Raw genomic sequence first — 21,253 nt, 5'->3', positions numbered from 1 at the left:
AGGGCACCAAGCCCGTCCCCCCTCCCCCGCCGGCGGCCGACGCCCCGGCCGCGGCCGACACCCCGCCGGTGGCCGAGTCCGCCCCGGTGGGCGACACCGACGTCGATGCCGAGGCCACGGCCTCCACGGCACCCGAGACGGCCCCGCCGGCCGAGGAGGCTGCTCCCGAGCCGGTGGCCGAGCAGCCCGAGCCCGAGGCCGCCGAGCCCGACGGCACCGAGGTCTGAGGAACCTGCCGAGCTGGTGATCAGATCCCCCGGATGGCAGGGAGATCTGATCACCGGTTCGGGGTTCTGGGTGGTTCTTGACCGCTCGGTCTAGTGTCCGGGCCATGGTCGAGTACGAGCTCGACGGCCATGTCGCCGTCATCACCATCAAGCGTCCCGAAGCCCGCAACGCGGTCAACACCGCCGTCGCCCAGGGCATCGAGGCGGCCATCGACGCGCTGGAGGAGGATCCGGAGGCCTGGGTCGGCATCATCACCGGCGGCCAGACCGACAAGGGCTGGATCTTCTGCGCCGGCGCCGACCTCAAGCAGATGGCCACCGACCCCGGGGGCATGTCCACGGCCAGGGGCGGCTTCGCCGGGTTCGTCCAACGGGAGCGCACCAAGCCGGTGATCGCCGCCGTCGACGGCCCGGCCCTGGCCGGGGGGACCGAGATCGTGCTGGCCTGCGACATGGTGGTGGCGTCGCGCACCGCGGTGTTCGGCATCCCCGAGGTCAAGCGCAACCTGGTGGCCGCGGCCGGCGGCCTGTTCCGCCTGCCCCGCAAGATCCCCCGCAACATCGCCATGGAGCTGGCCCTCACCGGCCGCCTCGACTTCCCGGCCGAGCAGGCCCACCACTTCGGCCTGGTCAACCACCTGGCCGAGGAGGGCCAGGCCCTGGAGCGGGCCCAGGAGCTGGCGGCCCAGGTGTGCGCGGCGGCCCCGCTGGCCGTGGCCGAGAGCCGGAGGATCGTGATCGAGGCCACCGACCAGCCCGACGAGGTGGGTTGGAAGATGTCGGGCGAGGGCATCATGAAGATGTTCAGCACCGAGGACTTCGGTGAGGGCCTCACCGCCTTCGCCGAGAAGCGAGCCCCCGTGTGGAAGGGCCGTTGATCGGGCCCAGCCCAGCTACTTGATCGCCTTGCCGGGGGCCCGGCACCGACGCCGGTGCCGGGCCCCTCAGCCGTCCCGGGGCTAATCCTCAGGTGAAGGTGGCGATCAGGTCGTGGTCGTGCAGCAGCTCGGCCAGGCCCGCCACCAGGTGGAGGTCGACCACGTCGCCCAGGGGCACCCAACGGGCGTCGGTGGCGTCGTCGCCGGCCAGGGGGTCGGCCCGGGCCAACAGGTGGACCCGGAAGACCAGGATCACGGCGTGGTGCTCGTCGTCGATGACCTCGGTCCAGGCCACGAAGTCCCCGCAGATGCCCTCCAGGCCGGTCTCCTCGGCCAGCTCCCGCACCGCGGCCTCCACCGCCGTCTCGCCCCGCTCGATCCGCCCCCCGGGCAGGGCCCAGCGCCCGGCCCCCGGCGGCCGGCCCCGGCGCACCAGGAGCAGGTCCTCCTCCTCGACGACCACCGCCGCCACCCCCACGACCGGGAGCGGCGCTCCCCCACCGCCGGTCATCGCCCCTCCGCGGCCCCGGTCCGGTCCGGGTCGTCGTCGGGAACCGGGGGGCGCAGGTCGCGGTGGACCAGGATGGCCCGGGCCGTGAGGCCGAAGCGCTCGAAGAAGTTCTTGCTGTGGCGCATCCCGGGGAGGGCCAGGGCGTCGATGCCCCGGCAGCCGTGGCCCTCGGCCCAGGCCAGCAGCGCGTCCATGAGGGCCTGGCCCAGGCCCACGCCCCGGAAGCCCGGCTCCACGTAGATGTCGCTGACCACGGCCACGGTGGTCCCGTCGCCCAGCACGTCGCGGTGGGCGGCGGCGTAGCCGGCCGGCGCGCCGGCCCAGGTGCCGACCAGGACGGTCCCGGTGCCGGCCGCCACCTCGGCCAGGTCGGCGGCCAGGGTGTCGCGCAGGGGCTCGGGCCGGCCGTGGAGGAGCTGCCACATCAGGCCGCCCCGTTCCGTCCCCAGCTCGGACCGGGCCGTGGCGGCCAGTCGCTCCAGGTCGTCGAGGTCCTCGGCGGTGGCCGGCCGCACCTCCTCCACGGAGGTCAGCCCCGTCCCGGGCGGGACCGGCGGGGTCCGGGGCGGAGCACGGGCCGGCCCCTCAGCCGTTCTGGAGCTGGGCGATGCGGTTCAGGATGGTCTTGCGCCCCCGCCCGGCGGCCTCATAGGCCCGCACGTCCTCCAGCTCGGCCTCCGACAGGGCCCGGAGGCGGGGCACGACCTGGGAGGCGGCCAGGCTGTCGTAGTCGGGGATGGCCAGGTCGCCGGACGGGACGGTCTCGGCCACCGAGGCGTCCGGGGCGGTGGCCGGCGAGGCGGCCTCGGCCGGGGTGGAGGCCACGGTGGCCGCCGCCCCCTCCGCCGGGTCGGGGCCCGACGCCGCCGGGCGGGCCGGTCGGGGGGCCAGGCCCAGGTCGGCCAGGACCGTGCCCACCTGGCCCCGGACCTGCTCCTGGACCGGGCCCAGGCGCTTGTTGGCCTCGACCTGGCCCTGCTGCACCGCGAACTGGCCCATGACCTTGGCCATCGAGACCTGGTTGCGACCCCGCTCGACCAGCTTGGGCAGGAGCGTCCGGGCCTCCAGGGCGAAGCCCAGGGGGGCGTAGAGCAGGACGTCGAGGGCGGCGTCGACGGGGGGCTTGCGGTCGCTCATGGGAAGACCTCTCGGGGGTCGGTCACCGGGCCATGCTGGCCCAGGGGCCGAGCCCCCGGGAAATCTCCGGGGGCGGGGCGCCGGTGCTCAGACGCAGTCGGCGCAGAGCATCTCGTCGGCGTCGGCCAGCTGGCTGGGGTGCTTGACCAGGAAGCAGGACTGGCAGGTGAACTCACCGGGCCGCTTGGGCTGGACCCGCCCACCGGCGTCGGGCGTGGGCGCCTCCACCGGGGGGGCGTCGTCCTCGTCCTCGTCCTCGTCGTCGTTGGCCGCGATGCGGTCCTTGAGGATGGTGTCGAGGTCCTCCTCGACGTCGTCGGGGTCGGGCTCGTCCTCGTCCTCCTCCTCGTCGTCACCGGCCCGGCCCTTCTCGGGCCGCTTGGGCGGCTCCTCCGCCTCCTCCGCGTCCTCTTCCACCTCCACGAGGGCGACGTCCTCGACGGGCACCTCGAGGACCTCGTCCTCCACGAGATCGTCGTCGAGGACCTCCTCGTCCAGCTCCTCTTCCTCCTCCTCGATCTCGACCTCGTCGGTGGGTTCTTCGTCAGCCATGGGATCCTTCGTCGGCCGTCAGGCGGGCGGTCGCGGCGGATCATAGGCCGCGCCCGACCGGATGCAACGCACCGGTCCGGCCCTGGTGGGCGTGCCATCGGTCATGCCGGCGGCTCAGCGGGTGTGGCGGCGCAGCTCGGCCCGGCGCTCGGCGGCCAGGCGCTCCAGGGCCGGCTCGGGCGAGTGGTCGACCCAGCGCATCAGCTCGGCCACGGCCCGGTGGCCGGCCTCCTCGGCGATGAGGCGGTGCATCTGCTGGGCCACCTCCCGGTACGCCGGGTGGCCCTGGGGCGTGGAGCGCAGCTCCAGCATGTGCATGGCCTCGCGGGCGTTGAACTGCATGGCGAAGCGCACCTTGTAGGCCAGGCACACGGCGTAGGAGGCCTGGGCCGGGAACCGGTCGACCAGGGTGTCGTGCAGGGCGGCGGAGCGCTCCATGGCCTCGTCGAAGCCGGCGGCGTGGCCGGCCAGGTCGACGGCCTCGGGCCGGGTGTAGCCGTGGCGGGGGCTCAGGCTCTGCCACTCCACCGTGAGCATGCGGTGGCGCTGGAGGTCGCGGAAGGCGCCGTAGTCGGCCAGCACGTCGAAGCGGTAGGTGAGGCGCTCCAGGGCCCGGCCCGGCTTGTGGCGCCGGTTGGACCGGTCGCCCACGTAGGCCTTCATGACGGCCAGGCGCTCGTCGGTGCCCATGTCCCGCACCCGCCGCTCGACCTGGGCCTCGGGTACGTGGGTCGAGGGGTAGAGCATGGCCGTGACCAGGCGGACCTCGGCGTCGGGGTCGTAGCTGGTGAGGGTGACGCCGGGGGCGGCGTCGGCCGGCTCGTCGGCCGGGAACAGCCGGGCCGCGATCTCCTCGGTGGCGGTCCGGGTGCTGGCCAGGTACGTGCTCCAGGCCACGCCCCGGTCGTCCAGGTCGACCCGCTTCAGGAACGAGGGGATGACCTTGCGCAGCTCGGACAGCATCAGATCCGCGTAGCGGCGGGCCTCGGGCAGCGGGTGCGAGCGCATGCGCAGCAGGAGCTGCTCGTAGCCCTGGCCGGTGCCGTAGATCCCCACGTTGGACAGCGACGCCGCCGGCAGGATGCCCCGCAGGGCGTCGAAGGCCTTGGCCCGCACCGCCTGGCGGTAGATCAGGTCCGAGTCGCCCGGTTCCTTGGGGAAGCGCTCCCGGAAGAACTCCTGCAGCCGGGGCACCAGGGTGGCGTAGGTGTCGAACAGGCGGTCCATGTCGCCCACGTACCGGGTGCCCAGGGGCGAGCCCAGGATGTCGGGGTCGCGCCGGTACCGGAACCGGCCCCCCAGGCGGCTGTCGTAGGCGATGTAGCGGGTGGACTGCTCCAGGTAGGACATGAGGCGGCCCCACTCCAGCACCTTGGTGAGCAGGTTGGAGGCCTGCTCGCAGGCCAGGTGCACGCCGCCCAGCTGGGCCACCGAGTCGTCCCCGTACTCGAAGAAGACCCGGTCGTAGAGCTCCTCGGCCCGCCGCAGGCCCACGGTGGCGTCGATGGTGTGGTCGCCGCTGATGTCCAGCTCGCCCACGAACTCGTCCAGGAACAGCCGCCGCAGGCTCTTGGAGGAGCGCGAGTAGCGGGCGAAGAGGGCCCCCTTGACCACCTCGGGGAGGTTCACGAGGGCGAAGACGGGCCCGTCCAGGTTGGTGAAGTACCGCCGGAGGACGTCGCTCTCGTCGGCGCTGAAGTCCTCGGGGACGTACACCGTCACAGCGGGCGACTCTAGGGGCTGCCGCCCCGGCCCCGAGGGACCACGAACCGTGGCGCGGCCCCTCCGACGACCACTGTCACACCCCCTCCGTAGGGTGCGCGGGCATGGAGACCTGCGACTACTGCACCGACCACCTCGACCCCTACCCGCCCTCCCCCGTCCTGGACCCGGGCACCGACGAGGTCCGCCTGGCCTGCGACCGCTGCGGCCACGTCGTCACCCTGGAGCTGGCCCCCGGGGCCCGATCCGCCCTGGCCGCCTGAGCGGGGCCGCCACCGGCCTAGGCGCCCTGCATGAGGGTGAGCTGCTGGGCATCGGGCTCGCTGGTGGGGCGGGTGAAGTGCTTGCTGAGGGTCACGATCTGGGCCTGGTAGTTGGACGAGATCTCGCTGCCGTAGACGAAGTCCGGGTGCTCGTCCAGGTGGCTGTAGACCATCCGGCACACCCGTTGGCCCTGCTCGACCACGAAGGGCACGTCGTGGGCCCGCACCTCCAGGGTGGCCCGGCTCCCCCACCCCTTCTTGCCCCGCTGGTAGCCGAACCCGGGGTCGAAGAACCCGGCGTAGTGGGTGCGGACCTCGCCGCTGCGCACGTCGTAGGGCACCATCTCGGCCGCCAGCCCCGGCGGGATGGTGATGGCCTCCTGCGACAGCAGCAGGTAGAACTCCTCCGGCTCCAGCACCAGGCGGGGCTCGTCCACGTCCCGGTAGACCGGCTCCCAGAAGCGGCGCCACTCCTGGTCCAGCAGGCCGAAGTCCAGGACCTCGGTGTTGCGCTTGGCCCGGTAGCCGACCACGCCGTGCTCGTCGCCCCGCAGGTCCAGCGACAGGCCGATGCTGCTGCCCGACAGGTCGGGGGCCATGGCCCGGTCGGTCTCCGGGTTGCAGACCAGGCCGAAGCGCTCGTGCTCGGCGGCCAGGGCCGCCCCGTCCAGGGCCCCGGGCACGTCGTCGAACAGGCGCAGCTGGACCAGGGTCATGTCCGGCCGCACCAGCAGCGGGAAGGTCCGGGACACGATCTCCACGTACAGCGGCCCGTTGTAGCCGGCCCGGATCTCGTCGAAGGAGTCCGACCGGTCGGTGAGCACCCGGCACAGGGTGTCGACCCGGCCGGCGGAGCTCTTGGGGTTGACGAAGCCGTCCAGCCCCTCGGGCAGGGCCAGCGACTCCCGCAGGGGGATGACGTAGGGCCGGCGGGGCTCCAGCACGATGCCCCCCTCCCCCATGGCCAGCTCGTCGATGGCGTAGCGCTCCAGGCCCCGGGCCACGGTCGAGGTGTGGGAGAGGAAGCTGGCCCGCAGCTTGTAGGCCACCGGCCCGAAGCGCAGGTCCAGGCTGGAGGGCTGGAAGTTGGCCTTGGGGATGGGGGTGCTGGTGCGGATGTGCCCGGCCTCGGCCGCTCGCTTGAGGGCCTGCACGGCGAGGACCCGACCGGTCAGCATCGGGGGCAGGTTAGCGAGGACGGCGGGCGGCGAACTCCGCCTCCACCGCGGGCAGGGCCGCGGGGTCGAGCCACAGGTCGGCCACGGTGAGGGCCAGGGCCTTGGCCCCGTCCAGCACGGCCCGGTCGCCCTCCGGGGCCCGGGCGTGGCCCACGAAGGCGCTGGTGTGGATGGCCACCTCGGGCGGGGCCACCTGGATCATGGGGTGGATGGCCGGCACGTGCTGGCTGACGTTGCCCATGTCGGTGGAGCCCACCACGGCCGGCACCCCGTCGAGGCCGGGCCGCAGCACGGTGCGGCCCAGCCGGGCGGCGTTGGCGGCGTAGAGGTCGTCGAAGCTCTCCACCCCCACCAGCTCGTCGTAGGCCGGGTCGTACCAGTCCTCCTCCATGGTGCAGCCGGCGGCCGCGGCCCCGGCCCGCAGGCAGGCCACCACCCGCTCCCGCAGGGCGGCCAGGCCGTCCCGGGACGGGGACCGGACGTACCACTGGGCCACGGCGCGGTCGGGCACCACGTTGGCGGCCTGGCCGGCCTCGGTGAAGATGCCGTGGACCCGCTCGGCCGGGGTGATGTGCTGGCGCAGGGCGGCCACGTTGACGTAGCCCAGCACCGCGGCGTCCAGGGCGTTGCGGCCCTTCTCGGGGGCGGCGGCGGCGTGGGCCGCGTGGCCCCGGTAGGTCACCGTCACCCGCTGGATGGCCAGGGTGTCCATCCACCGCAGGTCGGCCCCCGCGGGGTGGACCATGACGGCGGCGGCCACGCCGTCGAGGGCGCCGGCATCGATCATGAGCTGCTTGCCACCGCCGCCCTCCTCGGCCGGCGTGCCCAGGACCAGGACCCGCCCCCCGGCCTGGTCGGCCACCGCGGCGGCGGCCAGGCCGGCCCCCAGGCCGGCGGCGGCGATGACGTTGTGGCCGCAGGCGTGGCCGATGCCGGGCAGGGCGTCGTACTCGCAGCACACCACCACCGTCGGGCCCTCGGTGCCGGCCCGGGCCGCGAAGGCGGTGGCCAGCCCGTAGGCCGAGCGCTCCACGGCCAGCCCCTCGCCCTCCAGCACCTCGGTGAGCAGGTCGTGGGCGTGGTGCTCGGCGAAGGCCAGCTCCGGCCGCTCGTGGATGCGGTGCGACACGTCCAGCAGCAGGTCGGCCCGCCGGTCCACCTCCGCGACGATCCGCCCCTTGGTCCCCTCCAGGTCCGACATGCCCGGAGGCTACCGAGGTGGTGGCGTGCCGCCCGCGCAGGCCCCCGGCCCGGCGACGGCGGGGCCGTGGCCTCAGTGCCGGAGGACCAGCTTGCCGAGCTGGTCGCCGGCCCGGAGGCGGGCCAGCGCCTCGGGGTAGGCGTCCAGGCCCCGCTCGGAGTCCACGGCCACCGGCAGGCCCTGGGCCACCAGCCCGGTGACCTCGGCGAACTCCTGGTAGGAGGCCATGGTCGACCCGATGATCTCGACCTGCTTGAACCACACCCGGGGCAGGGCCAGCTCCACCACGCCGCCCGAGGTGGCGCCGCACACCACCAGGCGCCCGGCGGGGCGGAGGGCGGCCAGGGAGGCGTCCCAGGTGGCGGCGCCCACGCTCTCGGCCACCACGTCGGCGTCGACGTCCCACCGCTCGGCCGCTGAGTCCAGGGCCTCGTCGGCCCCCGCGGCCAGGGCCGCCTCCCGCTTGACGGGGTCGCGGGAGGTGGCCACCACCCGGGCGCCGGCGGCCCGGCCCAGGGCCAGGAGGGCGTTGGACACGCCCCCGCCCACGCCCACCACCAGCAGCGTCTCCCCGGCCCGCAGCCGGGCCCGGCGCAGCATCCGCCACGCCGTGGAGTAGGCCACCGGGTAGGCCGCGCACTCGGCCCACGACCGGCCCGGCGGGCGGGCCACCAGGTTGCGGGCCGGCACCACCACGTAGGTGCCGTGGCCGCCCCAGCGGTTCTCCCCCACCAGGCGCATGCCCCGGGCCGCGGGGGCGTCCACGCCGTAGCGGGCCAGGGCCGCCACCGAGGTGACAGTGGGGTTGACCACCACCTCGGCGCCGTCGGCCCAGCCCTCGACCCCGTCACCGGTGCCATCGACCACGCCGGCCACGTCACACCCCGGGACGTGGGGGAAGGCCGGGGGCCGGGGCCGGCCCTGCGTGAGCCAGTGGTCCATGTGGTTCAGGGCGCTGGCCACCACCCGGACCCGGACCTCGCCCGGCCCCGCCTCGGGGTCGGGCACCGTCGCCCAGCGGTACTCCCCCGGGGCCTCGTCCAACGTCCACGCGTCCACGGTCGGCGACGGTAGCGACCCGACGGCCGGCGGCGCGTCCCCGGGCTCAGCCGGTGCCGGCCCGGGCCCCGGCGACGGCCGGGGCGGCGCGGCGCCACTGCCGGGCGGCGACCACGCCGGCCACCACCCACAGGAGCAGCACCGCCCCGGTCGTGCCCCCGGCCACGGCCCAGAACGTGCCCGCGGCGAAGGACTGGGCCTCGTCGCAGGTCTCGGCGATCCGGGCCCGCAGCTCGGCCGAGGTCAGCCCGCTGACCACGTCGCCGTCGATCGAGGCCGAGAAGCGGTCGGCGGGCCCGTCGAGCGCCACGGTCAGGTCGATGGTGGGCTCCACCTCCTGCTCGAAGCGCACGTCCATCTCGCCCAGCTCCGGCACCGGCTCCTCCAGCGCCACCTCGGTGACCCAGCCCGGCACCGAGGGATCGCCCACGGCGATGAGGGGCACCTTGTCCAGGGCCCGGGGGTCGGGTTCCGGGGGCTGGTCCCGGGACGGGGTCGAGCCCCCGGGGCGGCCGAGGCCCCCGACGTCCGGCTGGCTGACGACCCAGGACTCGGCCCCGAAGATCCTGTCGTCGAAGGACACGGCGATGCGCTCGAGGTCCTCGGTGGAGTACGTGCAGTCGATCCCGCCCACGACGGGGGTGCCCCGGCGGTCGAGGCCGGCCACCGCCACCGGCACCGGATCGGTGGTGCAGCCGCCCAAGCCCCCGGCCACCGCGGCCACCGCCACCGTCGCTCCCAGGGCCCGGACCCGCCTCCACCGCAAGTGCGCCACGGTCGGGCAGCCTAGGGGCCGCCGGGCCCTCAGACGACGACGGTGACGGCGTCGGGCTCGACCCGGACGGCCAGGGACCGGGCCTCGCCCACCCGGGCGCCGTCCAGCCACACCGGCGTGGGCCGGGGCAGCTCGGCTGTCCAGGCCGGGACCCGGTGCTGGGCGATGCCGGGGTGGGGCACGTGGGTCCCGGCCCGGAGGCGCGGCCGGGCCTTCCACCGGTCGCCGGGACCCAGGGAACCGTCGAGCACGTCGAGGCGGCCGTCGCCCGGGTGGGCCCGGGGGGCGGCGTCCCACGGCCCCAGGAACTGGGCGTTCATCACCGCCACCACCCGGCCCCGCCACCACCGGCGGCGGGCCACCAGGTGGGCCACGAACAGGTGGGACCGGCCGTCCAGCAGGGCCACCCCCAGGTCGACCTGGACCCGGGTGCCCCCGTCGCGCAGGCGGGCCTCGTCCCCGCGCCCCCCCAGCGTGCGGCACAGGTCCCCGCCCAGGAGGCCGAGGGCGGGCAGGGGCCGGCCCGAGCGCCGGGCCTCCTCCAGGGCGGCCCGGGCCTCGGCGTCGGAGCGGGCCAGGACGGCCCCGGCGGGCAGGGGCCCCGACGTCCCCCAGTCCCGGCCCTTCTCGACGGTCACGGGGCCTCCGCCGCCGGCAGCTCGGGCGAGGCGGCGTCGCCGCCGGTGGAGGCGCCGATCGACGCCGCCACCACCCCCCGGTCCAGGGCGGCGGCCGCGGCCCGGGCCGAGCGGGCGGTGCGGGGGTCGGGGGCGGCTTCGCCCACCTGGCGCAGGAGGTCGACGAGCTGGCGGACGTTGCGCACGAAGTCCCCGCCGGTCATCTCGTCGTCGTCCAGGACGGTGTCGAGGGGCCGGCCCTCGGCCCAGGCGTGGGCCAGGCCCAGGAAGGTCGGGTCCGGGAGCCGGGTGGCCGGCAGGCCGGCGGCGCCCTCGGCGGCCCGCAGGTCCTCGGCCCGGTCGAGGATGGCCTCGACCCGTTGGCGGCTGAGCCGGTCCGGGAACCACGGCGGGGGGGCCGGGACCTTGCTCCGGTGCTCGTAGGTGAACACCGAGGCCACGCCGGCCAGGGCCGGGGGGTCCAGGTCGTCGAGCAGGCCGGTGGCCAGGCAGTCGGCGATGAGCAGGTCGCACTCGTGGAAGATGCGGACCAGCAGGCCCCCCCGGGCCGTGAGCTCCCAGTCGCCGACCATGCCCCGCCCCCGCAGCACCTCCAGCACGGCATCCAGCTCCCGGGCCACCGAGCCGGTGCTGCCGGCGATGCGCCGGTCGAGGTCGGCCAGCTCGCGGCGGACCCGGTCGGCCTGCACCGCGGCCCGCACGTGGCGGGCGGCGTCGGGGCACTCCGCCACCGGGTGCGACGGGGCCGTGAGCGCGGGGGCGGGCCGGCCGGCCCGGTTGCGCCGCGACCCGCCCCGGACCTGGGCCAGGCTCCGGGCCACCTCGTGCTGGAAGGCCCGGTTGTTGGGGGCGTAGGGCCGGGGCAGCTCGATCTCGCCGATGGCCGAGAGCACCTCGTGCACGTCCGAGCTGGCGATGGTGCGGGCCCGGCCCCGCTCGTCGACCACGTGCAGGCGGCCCCGCTCCGGCCCCCGCCAGCCCATGGACAGCACGGCCAGGCGACTGCCGGCCAGCCGGACCACGTCACCGGGCCGCAGGCGGGCCAGGGCGGTGAGCACGTCGTGGCGCGACTGGGTGCCCCGGCGGGCATCGTCGTCGACCCGCAGCTGGCGCCGGTACTCCTCCACGTCGCCCCGCTCGCAGGCCGCCTCGTCGTCCAGGCGGGACAGCGTCTCGGCCCGGGTGTCGCGCCGGGCCCGCAGGCGGACCACGCCGTGGTCGGCCTGGTACTGGGCGAAGGACCGGTCCAGCAGGCGGCGGGCCTCGTCCGGGTCGTGGCGGCGGACCAGGTTGGCCGCCATGTTGTAGGTGGGCCGGAAGGCGGACCGCAGCTCGAAGCGCCGGCTCATGACCAGGTCGGCCACCTGCTGGAAGCGGGTGAACGGGCTCCACAGCACCAGGGCCCGGCCCACCTCGTCGATGCCCCGGCGGCCGGCCCGGCCGGTGAGCTGGGTGTACTGGCCGGGGGTCAGGGGCTCGTGGTGCTCGCCGGTGAACTTGGACAGGCTCTCGATGACCACCGAGCGGGCCGGCATGTTGATGCCCAGGGCCAACGTCTCGGTGGCGAAGACCACCTTGACCAGGCCCTGGACGAAGCAGGCCTCGACCGCCTCCTTGAACGGGGGGACCATGCCGGCGTGGTGGGCGGCGATGCCCTCGGTCAGGGCGGCCAGCCACAGCTCGTGGCCCAGGACGTCGAGGTCGCCGTCGGACAGGCCGTCGAGGTGGTGCTCGGCGATGGCCCGGATGCGGCTCCGCTCGGCCGGGGCGGTGAGGCGCACCCCGGCCTCCAGGAGCCCCCGGGCGGCCTCGTCGCAGCCCTTGCGGCTGAACACGAAGCAGATGGCGGGCAGCAGGTCGGCCTCGGCCAGGTGCTCCACCACCTCCAGGCGGCGGGGCGTGGCGTAGCGGGGCCGGCCCCGCGCCCGGCGGTCGTGGCGGGGGGTCAACGGCGGGGCGTCGAGGCGCTCCCCCACCGGGTTGGGCTCGCCGTCCACCACCACGGGGAGGACCACCAGGTCACGCGAGCTCCGGTCCCGGGCCGCGTACAGGCTGACCAGCTCGACCGGCCGCTGGTGCTCGACCACGGCCACGGTCCGGCCCCGCACCGCGTCGATCCAGCCGGCCAGCTCCTGGGCGTTGGACACGGTGGCCGAGAGGGCCACGATGCCCACCGACCGGGGCAGGTGGATGATGACCTCCTCCCACACCGGGCCCCGGTAGCGGTCCTGCAGGTAGTGGACCTCGTCCAGGACGACCACGCCCAGGCCCTCCAGCGCCGGCGACCGGGCGTAGAGCATGTTGCGCAGCACCTCGGTGGTCATGACCACCACCTGGGCGTCGGGGTTCACGGTGGCGTCCCCGGTCACCAGGCCCACCCGGTGGGCCCCGAGGCGGCGCCGCAGGTCGGCCAGCTTCTGGTTGGAGAGGGCCTTGATGGGCGTGGTGTAGAAGGCCTTCAGCCCCTGGGCCACGGCCCGGTCCACGGCGTGGTCGGCCACCACCGTCTTGCCGGCCCCGGTGGGGGCGGCCACCAGGACCGAGGCCCCCTCGTCCACCGCGGCCAGGGCCTCGATCTGGAACGGGTCGAGGGCGAAGGGCCGCTCCCCCGGGGTCACGACCGGGCCCTGGCCGCGGCCTCCTCCGCCTTGCGCACCCGACGCTCCCGGAGGCGGCCGATGAGGATGGCCACCTCGTAGAGCACGCACATGGGCACGGTCAGGGCCAGCATGCTGATGGGGTCGCCGCTGGGGGTGGCCACGGCCACGAACACGGCCACGATGACGACCACGTAGCGGCGGATGCGGCGCAGCGTGGCCGTGGTCACGGCCCCCACGAACTGGAGGGTGACCACCACCAGGGGGAACTCGAAGCCGATGCCGAAGGCCAGCATCATGTAGGTGATCAGCCGGAGGTACTTGTCCGGCGTGTAGAACTCGGTGAAGTTGCCGTCGCCGCCGATGGTCTGGAGGAACTCCAGCGCCTTGGGCATGGTCCAGAAGGCGATGGCCGCCCCCGCCGCGAACAGCACCGTGCCGCTGAAGATGAAGGCCAGGCCGTAGCGCTTCTCGTTGGCGTAGAGGCCGGGTGAGACGAAGCGCCAGACCTGCCACAGGATCATGGGCAGGGCGAGGGCGATGGCCGTGTAGGTGGTGATCTGGATCCGGACCCGGAACCCGGTCAGGGGGTCGGTGGCCAGCAGCTGGGCCCCCAGTTCGGGGTCCGGGGCGGTCTGGGACAGCGGGTCCAGGAGCAGGTCCAGGATGGGCTGGTAGAGGAACCAGGCCACCAGCGCGCCCAGGCCCACGGCCAGGAGCGAGCGGACCAGCCGGGTCCGCAGCTCGACCAGGTGCTCGATGAGGGTCATGTGCCCGGTCTCCTGCCGGGCGCCGGCCTCCGCGGTCACCCGGTGGCCCGGGCGTCGCCGTCGCGGCGGGGGCGGAGGGGGGTGACGGTGTCGTCCGTCGCGGCCTCGTCCCCCGCGGTCTCGGCATCGGCCCGGTCACCCTCGGGCTCGGGCTCGGCCCCGGGGGCCGGCTCGCCGTCGCCGGCCTCCTCCCCCGCGTTGACCACCTTGACCTCGTCCTCGATGCCCGGGACGGGGCCCCGCAGGGTCTCCTCCCCGGGGCGGAAGGGGGCGTCGTCGGGGTCCATGGCCCGGCGGATCTCGTCCTGGAAGCCGCTGGACATGCGCCGCAGCTGGGCCACGGCCCGCCCCACCTGGCCCATGGCCCGGGGCAGCCGCTCGGGGCCGAGCACGATCAGCGCCAGCAGCATGATGACGAACATCTCGCCGGCGCCGACGTTGAACATGGCCCGAGCCTACCGAAGGCCGGGAGCCGATCCCGGGCCGGGAGGCCCGCTCAGGGGCGGGGCGTGCCCCGGGCGTGGAGGACGGCCCGGTGGTGGGCGGCCTCGGCGGTGGCCCGCTCCAGGGCGGCCCCGGCGGCGGGCACGGCGGCCACGGCACCGGAGGCGATCCGCAGGTGGGCCACGGCGGCGTCGGCCCGGGCCACGGCCCGCACGGCCGCCACCAGCCCCACGGCGGTGACACTCAGCGCCACCACCCACAGCCACATCACGACAGCAGAGTACGTCACCACGTTCGCGCCCCGGCCGACCTAGCCGTCGACGAGGCGGCCGAGCTCGGTGGTGAGGCGGCCGTCGTCGGTCAGGAGGCGGTGGAAGTCGAGCAGGTCGTCGTGGTCGATGGGGGCGCCCCGGCGGCGCTCACCCAGCTCGGCGGGCAGCCGCCAGCGGTCGAGGCGGACACCCGAGGCGATCAGCAGCTCCACCACCTGGGGTTCGGCCGGCTTGGCCATGGCCATGCCGCAGTGGGGGCACCGGAACGTGTAAGAACCCCGGCCGTCGTCGACGCAGACCCGGACGACGACGTCGTCGCTGGTCATCTCCACGTCGCCGCAGTCGGTGCACGTCGCTCGGATCGTCGCCATGCTCGCTGCTCCTCCAGGGGCGGGACCGTCCCGTCCGTGCTTGACCCCCTCCTGATCGGTCGCCACGGGAGGCAGTTGAGGCCCCGGGGCGAACGCCTGCCCCCGCCGCGGGGGCCGGGGCCCGGGGCGGGGGGCGCGAGGATGGGCCGGTGCCGACGCGCCTGCCGTCCCTGCTGCGCCCGCCCCTGGCCTTCGCCCACCGGGGCGCCCGGGCCCACGCCCCCGAGAACACCGTGGAGGCCTTCGAGCTGGCCCTGAAGCTGGGGGCCACGGGGCTGGAGACCGACGCCTGGGTCACCGCCGACGGGGTGGCCGTCCTGGACCACGACGGCGTGGTCGGGAAGGTCCTGCGGCGCCGCCCCATCGGCGACGTGCCCCGGGCCGAGCTGCCCCCCCACGTCCCCGACGCCGCCGCCCTGGCCCCCCACCTGGGGGCGGGGGCCTCCCTGTCGATCGACGTCAAGGACCCGGCGGCGGCGGGCCCCCTGATCGACGCCCTGGGCGCCGAGGACCCCACCCGGCTGTCCCGGGTCTGGCTCTGCCACCACGACCACGACCTGCTGCTGTCGTGGCGGGACCTCGCCCCCCAGGTCCGCCTGGTCGACTCGACCCGCCTCAAGCACCTCGACCGGGGGCCCGAGCGCCACGCCGCCCGCCTTCGGGAGCGGGGCATCGACGCCGTGAACCTGCACCACACCGACTGGTCCGGTGGCCTGGTGGCCCTCTACCACCGCTTCGGCGTCCTGGCCTGGGGGTGGGACGCCCAGCACCCCCGCGTCCTCGACGGCCTGTTCGACATGGGGATCGACGGCGTGTTCTCCGACCACGTCGATCGCCTGGTCGAGGCCTGGGAGCGGGCCACCGCCCCCTGAGGGCCGGGTCAGATGCCGCCCAGCTCGCCCAGCGGCCAGATGCGGAAGAAGGCCCGGCCCACGATGGCGTCCTCGTCCAGGGCGTGGACCCGCCAGCACCGGGCGTCGCGCGACCCACCCCGGTTGTCGCCCATGACGAACACCGAGCCCTCGGGGATCACGAACTCGTCCTCGCCGCAGGTGGGGTCGGTGCGGGTGCCGTCGGGCAGGTAGGGCTCGTCCAGGAGCTCGCCGTCGATGTACACCTTGCCCTGGCGCAGCGTGACGGTCTCGCCCGACAGGCCGACCACCCGCTTGATCAGCTCCTTGACCTGCTGGCCCTCGACCGACAGGGTCGGCTCGCCGGGCGGGAGCTCGAAGACGATGATGTCGCCCCGGTTGACGTCGTGGAACTTGTAGCTCAGGCGGTTGACGATCACCCGGTCCTTGCGGGGGGCGCCCTCCAGGGTGGGCTCCATGGACCCGGTGGGGATCCAGAACGTGGTGAACAGGAAGGCCCGGACCACCAGGGCCACCACCAGCGCGCCGGCCAGCACCGCCACCCACTCGACGACCGAGCGCACCCGGCGGCGGGTGGCGCTGGGCGCGTCGTCGGCGTCCTCGTCCCGGCCCTCGGCCGTGGTGGTGGCACCGAGCCCGGGGCCCGCCTCGTCACCGTCCACGGGGACGGTGGTGGCAGCGGCGTCCGGCGAGCCGTCCTCCGGGGGGCGGTGGTCGGGCTCGTCGGTCACCGCGGCACGCTAGCCCTGCCGCGGCGCCGATCCGTAGCGGGCCAGGACCCGGGCCGCGGCGGCCGGCGCCGGGTCGCCGGGCCCCAACGGGGGGTCGAGGCGGACCACCCGGGCCTGGGGCCCGAGGCGGAGCAGGAGCCGTTCCAGCCAGGGCCGCGACACCACGGCCAGGGTCACCCGCGACCGGCCGTCGGGTCCGGGCTCCACGGCCTCCACCGGGTAGCTCTCGACCACCCAGAGGGCCTCCGGCGCCAGGTCCACCACCAGCCGGGGCGCGTCGGCCGGGGTGCGCAGGGCCGACGGGGCGGGCAGCGGGTCGGGCCGGTCGACTTGCTCGTCCAGGGGTTCGGCCCGCACGATGCGGTCCACCCGGAACACCCGCTCGCCGGCCGCCGAGCGGCAGTGGGCCGACAGGTACCAGGCCCCCCGGTCACGGAAGAGCTGCCAGGGCTCGACCACCCGCTCGGTGCGGGCGTCGGTGGCGGTGCCGATGTGGGCGATGCGGACGGCCCGGCGCCCGTCCACCGCGGCCCGCAGGGCCGCGAAGGTCTCCCGGTCCCGGACCCCGAGGTCCACGTCGACCTGGTCGCCCACGGCCAGGCCCAGCACCCCGGCCACCTTCTCCAGGGCCCGGCGCAGGGTGGCCGAGCCCCCGTCGGAGCCGTCGCCGGGGGTCCCCTCGCCGGTCACGGCCGAGCCGGCCACCACCAGCGACAGGGCCTCGGCCGGGGTGAGCCGCAGGGGGCGGTCGAAGGCGTGGAGGTGGACGAAGACCCGGTCGCCCTCCAGGAACATCTCGACGGGCATGTCGGTGTAGTCGTCACTGTCGGCGCCGATCATGCTGGCCAGCTCCAGGTCGGCCCGCAGGCGGGCCTCGGTGACGCCGAAGTGGGCGGCCGCCTCGTCCAGCGTGGGCCCGTCCCGCTCGGCGATCCACAGCACCAGGGCCAGGACGCGGGTGATCCGCTCCCCCGCCGTCTCCCGGCTCTCGTGCTCGGCCCCCCCGACCGGCCCGCTGTCGCTCACGGGGCGCCGTCCCCGGCCAGGGCGGCCAGCCAGGCCACCACCTCGGCCCGGACCTCCGGCGGGTCGAGGACCTCGGCGTCCTCCCCGAAGCCCAGCACGAAGCCCCGCAGGGCCTCGACGTTGCGGACCTCCAGGGTCAGCACCACCGACCCGGCGGCCTCCTCGTGCACCTCGGCCCCCGGCGCGCCCCGGCGGGCGGCCTCGGCCCGGGGCCCGTCCACCCGCACCCGGACCGGCCGGGCCGGGCCGTCGCCCATGGCCCACGGCTGGTCGAGGGCGTCGGCACCGACCTCGGCCGGCGGGGCGTAGGCGCCGGGGGGGCCGACGGCCACCTCGCCCTCGATGCGATCGACGCGGAACTGGCGCTCGGCGTCCCGGGCCGCGTCGTGGCCGGCCAGGTACCACCGGCCCTTGGTGAAGCGGAGCCGGAAGGGCTGCACCTCGCGGTCCTCGTCGTGGTAGCGGAAGCGGGCCACCCGCTGCTCGGCCACGGCCTGGAACAGGGCCACCACCCGGGCATCGGCGGGGACCTCGGTGCCCGCCCCGTCGGCCGGGGGGCCGGCCCCCGGGGTGGCTCCCACCTTCATGGTGCCCCGGGCCGGGTCGACGCCGGCCAGGCGCACGGCCGAGGCGGCCACGCCCAGGGTCCGTCGCTCGGCCGGGGTGAGCCCGGGGTCGCGGAGGTAGGCGTCCTCGGGCCGGATCCGGTAGCCCTCGACGGGCGGGTCGGTGCCCGGCACCGGCGCCGAGCGGATGGGGTGGCCGAGCATGGTCCCCAGCTCCACCTTGTCCCGCTCGAAGGCCCGCCGGAAGGCCACGTCGCTCTCGGCGTAGCCGGGCACCCGCCGCCGGATCTGGGACGCGGTGACCAGCACGTCGGTGTCGAGCAGCACCTTGAGCAGGGTCAGCAGCCGTTCGGCCTTGCTGGTCGACACGCCGGCGATGCTACGGCCGGGGCCGGAGGAGCGACGCGGCGTGGGCGGCAGCCGCGCCGGCGGCGGCGAAGAACAGGGGGTCGCGCTCCGGGCCCCGGCCCATGGTCGTGACCCGCAGGCCGGCGGCGGCCAGGAGCCCGGCCACGTCCGGGGGCTCGACCTCGACCACCGTGTGGCGCTCGGGCACCGGGCCCGGGTCCAGGCCGGGGGGCACCACGACGTCCACGCCGGAGCGGGTGGCGTCGAGCACGGTGGCCGTGTGGTGGCTCACCCCGCGGTGGCGGGGGCGCTGGTCGCCGTCGGAGGCCCGCACGCAGGCCACCGGCTGCCCGCCCAGCCACGCCCCGGCGTCGAGGAGGGTGGCCTGGTCCAGGCCGCTGAAGCCGAGCCGCGACCCGGTGCCGACCACGCCGGGGCCCATGCCGGCCACGATCACGTCGGCCCCCAGCGCGTGGCGGGCCACGGCCAGCCCCGAGGCCACCGACACCGCCTCGTGGTCCCCGCCGAAGGCGTGCCCGGTGGTGACCGTCCCGGCCACCAGACCGGCCGTCCGCAGCTCGGCCACCAGGTCGGAGAGGGCCAGGGGCAGGGCGCCGCCGTCGGTCATGACGTAGGCCACCCGGGCCCCGGGGGCCAGGGCGCCCAGGGCGGTGGCCACCACCGCCACCTGGCTGTGGAGGCTGCAGGCCACCACGGGCGTGCCCCCCAGGTCGGTGGGGGCGTCGGGGTCGTGCTCCTCGGCCGCCCCCACGTCGGCCTGGAGGCTGGTGTAGCGGAGCTTCAGGATGTGGCCGGGGCCGTCCTGGGCCCACTGGCGGCGGCTCAGGTTCCAGTGCACGACGTGCCAGCCCCCGGTGCCCAGGCCCAGGTCGACGGCGGTGGTGTTGACCACCACCTCGTCGCCCACCGCCACCGGCCCGATCAGCTCGGTCAGGACGTAGGCCCGCTCGTCGTCGTCCCGACCCTCGCCCCGCACCCGCACCCGGGTCAGGCCGGGCCGGGCGGCCAGGACCTCGGTGACGGTGACGGTCCGGAAGGCGGGCACCGCGGCAGTGTGCCAGACCGCCCCCGGCCGCCGTCCCGGCCCCGCTACAGCGAGGAGATGAGGCGCTCGACCCGGTCGTCGTGGGCCTTGAACGGGTCCTTGCACAGCACGGTCCGCTGGGCCTGGTCGTTCAGCTTCAGGTGGACCCAGTCGACCGTGTAGTCCCGCCGCTTCTCCTTGGCCTTGCGGATGAACTCGCCCCGCAGCCGGGCCCGGGTGGTCTGGGGCGGCTCGTCGATGGCCAGGTCGATCTCCTCGTCGGTGCACATCCGCTCGACCAGGCCCCGGGCCTGCATGCGGTGGAACAGGCCCCGGCCCCGGCTGATGTCGTGGTACTGGAGGTCGAGGAGGGCCACCTTGGGGTGGGCCAGCGGGAGGTCGTGGCGGCCCCGGTAGGCCTCGATGAGGCGGTGCTTGATGACCCAGTCGCACTCGCGGTCGAGGGTGAGGGGGTCGGACTCGATGCCCTTGAGGCAGTGCTCCCACATCTCCAGGGCCTTCTGCTCGAAGGGCTGGAGCGACTTGGTCTGGGCGTAGCGGAGGGCCCGGTTCAGGTACTCGGACTGGATGTCGAGGGCGCTCACCTCCCGCCCGTTGGCCAGCTTGACCAGGGTTCGGCAGGTGAGGTCGTGGCTGATCTCCCGGATGGCCCGGATGGGGTTCTCCAGGGTCATGTCCCGCAGGACCACGGCCGGGTCCTCCAGCATCCGCAGCATGATGCTGGCCGCCCCCACCTTCAGGAAGGTGGCGTACTCGCTCATGTTGGAGTCGCCCACGATGACGTGGAGGCGCCGGTAGCGCTCGGCATCCGCGTGGGGCTCGTCGCGGGTGTTGATGATGGGCCGGCTGCGGGTGGTGGCCGACGAGACGCCCTCCCAGATGTGCTCGGCCCGCTGGCTGATGGAGTACTGGGCCCCCCGGGAGGTGTGCATGACCTTCCCGGCCCCGGCGTAGATCTGCCGCGACACCAGGAACGGGATGAGCACCTCGGCGTAGTGGCCCAGGTCGTCGCGCCGGCTGGTCAGGTAGTTCTCGTGGCAGCCGTAGGAGTTGCCGGCCGAGTCGGTGTTGTTCTTGAACAGGTAGATGACCCCGCGGATGCCCTCCTCCCGGAGGCGCTGCTCGGCGAAGGTGAGGAGCTGCTCGAGGATGCGCTCGCCGGCCTTGTCGTGGACGACGAGGTCGTAGATCGAGTCGCACTCGGGCGTGGCGTACTCGGGGTGGCTGCCGACGTCGAGGTAGAGCCGGGCGCCGTTCTCGAGGAAGACGTTGCTGCTGCGGCCCCAGGAGACGACCCGGCGGAACAGGTAGCGGGCCACCTCGTCGGGGCTCAGGCGGCGCTGGCCCCGGAGCGTGCAGGTGACCCCGTACTCGTTCTCGAGCCCGAAGATCCGCCGCTCCACGAAGGCACCCTAACCACGCCGCAGGCCGGCGAGGTGCCGGTCATCGGTAGCCTGCTGCCCGTGCAGGGGCTGCGGATGGTGCCGGTGCTCCGGGCGGAAGGTGCCTTCCACGCCCGTGTGGTGGCCGCCCGCCTCGGCTCCGAGGGCATCGTCACCCAGTTCCGGGGCAACGTCGACGGCCCCTACCCGATGGGTTCCGTCGAGGTGATGGTCACCGAGGACGACCTCGAGGCGGCCCAGGAGCTGCTCCTGGCCGACGACGTCGAGTCGTCGTTCGACACCGGAGACGACGAGGTGGCGGCGCCCGAGCCGGTCCCCGCCTACCGGATCTGGCTGCTGGCGGCCGCCTCCGGCGTGGTGGCCGTGGCCGCCATCCTCAGCTCGCTGATCCGCTAGTCCCGAGCAGCTCGCCCACGGCGTCGTCCTCGAGGCGGCGGAAGGCGCGACGGCCGTTCCCGCGCTCGAGCACGGCTGCCTCCAGCTCCTTCGGCAGCAGCTGGCGGTCGGGGCCGGCGAGGGCGGCGACGCAGCCCTGCAGCGCGGCGGCCAGGTCGGCGCCGGCGGTCCAGTGCTCCTCCATGCGGCCGGCGATGGCGTCGGCCTCGCCACCCAGGACGCTGTAGCGGTCGTCGTCGACCACGGTCCC

Annotated in this window: 26 protein-coding genes; 5 read left to right on the top strand and 21 right to left on the bottom strand. The window is 75.3% G+C overall.

The window, feature by feature from the left end; all coding sequences use genetic code 11:
• Both VEW93_07760 and VEW93_07755 read left to right on the top strand, forming a co-directional pair.
• Positions 1-227, top strand: a 227-nt coding sequence (locus VEW93_07760; protein ID HYI61687.1) for a hypothetical protein, incomplete at its 5' end; no start/stop codon positions are given.
• Between the two features lie 104 nt (positions 228-331).
• The gene (locus VEW93_07755; protein ID HYI61686.1) at positions 332-1,105 is read left to right on the top strand and encodes a crotonase/enoyl-CoA hydratase family protein; all 774 of its coding nucleotides are present in this window, start codon (positions 332-334) and stop codon (positions 1,103-1,105) included.
• Positions 1,106-1,193: 88 nt separating this feature from the next.
• Here the strand turns inward: VEW93_07755 and VEW93_07750 are convergent, their stop codons facing one another.
• The 5 genes from VEW93_07750 to VEW93_07730 all read right to left on the bottom strand — a co-directional run bounded on the left by VEW93_07750 (position 1,194) and on the right by VEW93_07730 (position 5,027).
• Positions 1,194-1,616, bottom strand: coding sequence for an NUDIX domain-containing protein (locus VEW93_07750; protein HYI61685.1), 423 nt, complete (start codon positions 1,614-1,616; stop codon positions 1,194-1,196).
• Entirely contained in the window at positions 1,613-2,140 is a 528-nt protein-coding gene (locus VEW93_07745) for a GNAT family N-acetyltransferase (protein HYI61684.1), read from the bottom strand. The genes VEW93_07750 and VEW93_07745 overlap by 4 nt, the downstream gene beginning before the upstream one ends.
• 61 nt (positions 2,141-2,201) lie before the next feature.
• A complete protein-coding gene (locus VEW93_07740) occupies positions 2,202-2,753 on the bottom strand; it encodes a hypothetical protein (protein ID HYI61683.1) in 552 nt (183 codons plus the stop codon).
• Between the two features lie 87 nt (positions 2,754-2,840).
• Positions 2,841-3,305, bottom strand: coding sequence for a DUF4193 family protein (locus tag VEW93_07735; protein ID HYI61682.1), 465 nt, complete (start codon positions 3,303-3,305; stop codon positions 2,841-2,843).
• 114 nt (positions 3,306-3,419) lie between these two features.
• A complete protein-coding gene (locus VEW93_07730) occupies positions 3,420-5,027 on the bottom strand; it encodes an FAD-dependent thymidylate synthase (protein ID HYI61681.1) in 1,608 nt (535 codons plus the stop codon).
• 104 nt (positions 5,028-5,131) lie between these two features.
• On the opposite strand from VEW93_07730, the gene VEW93_07725 reads away from it, so the two are divergent.
• The gene (locus tag VEW93_07725; GenBank protein ID HYI61680.1) at positions 5,132-5,290 is read left to right on the top strand and encodes a hypothetical protein; all 159 of its coding nucleotides are present in this window, start codon (positions 5,132-5,134) and stop codon (positions 5,288-5,290) included.
• Positions 5,291-5,307: 17 nt separating this feature from the next.
• Here the strand turns inward: VEW93_07725 and VEW93_07720 are convergent, their stop codons facing one another.
• From VEW93_07720 to VEW93_07675, 10 genes are all read right to left on the bottom strand, one after another.
• On the bottom strand, positions 5,308-6,468 hold the full coding sequence (locus VEW93_07720) for a 2'-deoxycytidine 5'-triphosphate deaminase (protein ID HYI61679.1): 1,161 nt from the start codon (positions 6,466-6,468) through the stop codon (positions 5,308-5,310).
• Between the two features lie 10 nt (positions 6,469-6,478).
• Positions 6,479-7,669: a M20 family metallopeptidase gene (locus VEW93_07715; GenBank protein HYI61678.1), complete on the bottom strand. Its 1,191-nt coding sequence runs from the start codon at positions 7,667-7,669 to the stop codon at positions 6,479-6,481.
• Positions 7,670-7,741: 72 nt separating this feature from the next.
• On the bottom strand, positions 7,742-8,728 hold the full coding sequence (locus tag VEW93_07710) for a zinc-binding dehydrogenase (GenBank protein HYI61677.1): 987 nt from the start codon (positions 8,726-8,728) through the stop codon (positions 7,742-7,744).
• A gap of 46 nt (positions 8,729-8,774) precedes the next feature.
• Complete coding sequence (locus tag VEW93_07705) at positions 8,775-9,503, bottom strand: hypothetical protein (GenBank protein ID HYI61676.1); 729 nt, start codon at positions 9,501-9,503, stop codon at positions 8,775-8,777.
• 29 nt (positions 9,504-9,532) lie between these two features.
• On the bottom strand, positions 9,533-10,141 hold the full coding sequence (locus VEW93_07700) for a hypothetical protein (protein HYI61675.1): 609 nt from the start codon (positions 10,139-10,141) through the stop codon (positions 9,533-9,535).
• Positions 10,138-12,759, bottom strand: a complete 2,622-nt coding sequence (locus tag VEW93_07695) for a DEAD/DEAH box helicase (protein HYI61674.1) — start codon at positions 12,757-12,759, stop codon at positions 10,138-10,140. The genes VEW93_07700 and VEW93_07695 overlap by 4 nt, the downstream gene beginning before the upstream one ends.
• Positions 12,756-13,508: a twin-arginine translocase subunit TatC gene (tatC, locus tag VEW93_07690; protein ID HYI61673.1), complete on the bottom strand. Its 753-nt coding sequence runs from the start codon at positions 13,506-13,508 to the stop codon at positions 12,756-12,758. The genes VEW93_07695 and tatC overlap by 4 nt, the downstream gene beginning before the upstream one ends.
• Before the next feature lie 35 nt (positions 13,509-13,543).
• The gene (tatB, locus tag VEW93_07685) at positions 13,544-13,954 is read right to left on the bottom strand and encodes a Sec-independent protein translocase protein TatB (protein HYI61672.1); all 411 of its coding nucleotides are present in this window, start codon (positions 13,952-13,954) and stop codon (positions 13,544-13,546) included.
• 50 nt (positions 13,955-14,004) lie between these two features.
• On the bottom strand, positions 14,005-14,223 hold the full coding sequence (locus VEW93_07680) for a hypothetical protein (protein ID HYI61671.1): 219 nt from the start codon (positions 14,221-14,223) through the stop codon (positions 14,005-14,007).
• 39 nt (positions 14,224-14,262) lie between these two features.
• Complete coding sequence (locus VEW93_07675) at positions 14,263-14,595, bottom strand: hypothetical protein (protein HYI61670.1); 333 nt, start codon at positions 14,593-14,595, stop codon at positions 14,263-14,265.
• A 149-nt stretch (positions 14,596-14,744) separates the two neighbouring features.
• Between VEW93_07675 and VEW93_07670 the strand changes: the two genes are divergently transcribed.
• Positions 14,745-15,467, top strand: a complete 723-nt coding sequence (locus tag VEW93_07670; GenBank protein HYI61669.1) for a glycerophosphodiester phosphodiesterase — start codon at positions 14,745-14,747, stop codon at positions 15,465-15,467.
• An 8-nt stretch (positions 15,468-15,475) separates the two neighbouring features.
• Here the strand turns inward: VEW93_07670 and lepB are convergent, their stop codons facing one another.
• From lepB to pafA, 5 genes are read right to left on the bottom strand one after another with little or no spacing between them, the layout of a single operon-like run.
• Positions 15,476-16,198: a signal peptidase I gene (gene lepB, locus VEW93_07665; GenBank protein HYI61668.1), complete on the bottom strand. Its 723-nt coding sequence runs from the start codon at positions 16,196-16,198 to the stop codon at positions 15,476-15,478.
• 9 nt (positions 16,199-16,207) lie between these two features.
• Positions 16,208-17,224, bottom strand: a complete 1,017-nt coding sequence (locus VEW93_07660; protein ID HYI61667.1) for a WYL domain-containing protein — start codon at positions 17,222-17,224, stop codon at positions 16,208-16,210.
• Positions 17,221-18,159: a WYL domain-containing protein gene (locus tag VEW93_07655; GenBank protein ID HYI61666.1), complete on the bottom strand. Its 939-nt coding sequence runs from the start codon at positions 18,157-18,159 to the stop codon at positions 17,221-17,223. Before VEW93_07655 ends, VEW93_07660 begins: the two co-directional genes overlap by 4 nt.
• 10 nt (positions 18,160-18,169) lie before the next feature.
• Positions 18,170-19,204, bottom strand: coding sequence for a DUF3866 family protein (locus VEW93_07650; GenBank protein HYI61665.1), 1,035 nt, complete (start codon positions 19,202-19,204; stop codon positions 18,170-18,172).
• Positions 19,205-19,248: 44 nt separating this feature from the next.
• Positions 19,249-20,607, bottom strand: a complete 1,359-nt coding sequence (gene pafA, locus VEW93_07645) for a Pup--protein ligase (GenBank protein ID HYI61664.1) — start codon at positions 20,605-20,607, stop codon at positions 19,249-19,251.
• Between the two features lie 60 nt (positions 20,608-20,667).
• Between pafA and VEW93_07640 the strand changes: the two genes are divergently transcribed.
• The gene (locus tag VEW93_07640; GenBank protein ID HYI61663.1) at positions 20,668-21,003 is read left to right on the top strand and encodes a DUF2007 domain-containing protein; all 336 of its coding nucleotides are present in this window, start codon (positions 20,668-20,670) and stop codon (positions 21,001-21,003) included.
• On the opposite strand, the gene VEW93_07635 is transcribed toward VEW93_07640, so the two are convergent.
• A partial coding sequence (locus tag VEW93_07635) for a proteasome subunit alpha (protein ID HYI61662.1) occupies positions 20,984-21,253 on the bottom strand: 270 nt, incomplete at its 5' end. The genes VEW93_07640 and VEW93_07635 overlap by 20 nt on opposite strands.

The sequence above is a fragment of the Acidimicrobiales bacterium genome (genome assembly GCA_035630295.1).
Taxonomy (GTDB): domain Bacteria; phylum Actinomycetota; class Acidimicrobiia; order Acidimicrobiales; family Iamiaceae; genus Iamia.
Note: the sequence above shows the minus strand (reverse complement) of the source record. Positions and strands in the feature narration are given on the sequence as shown.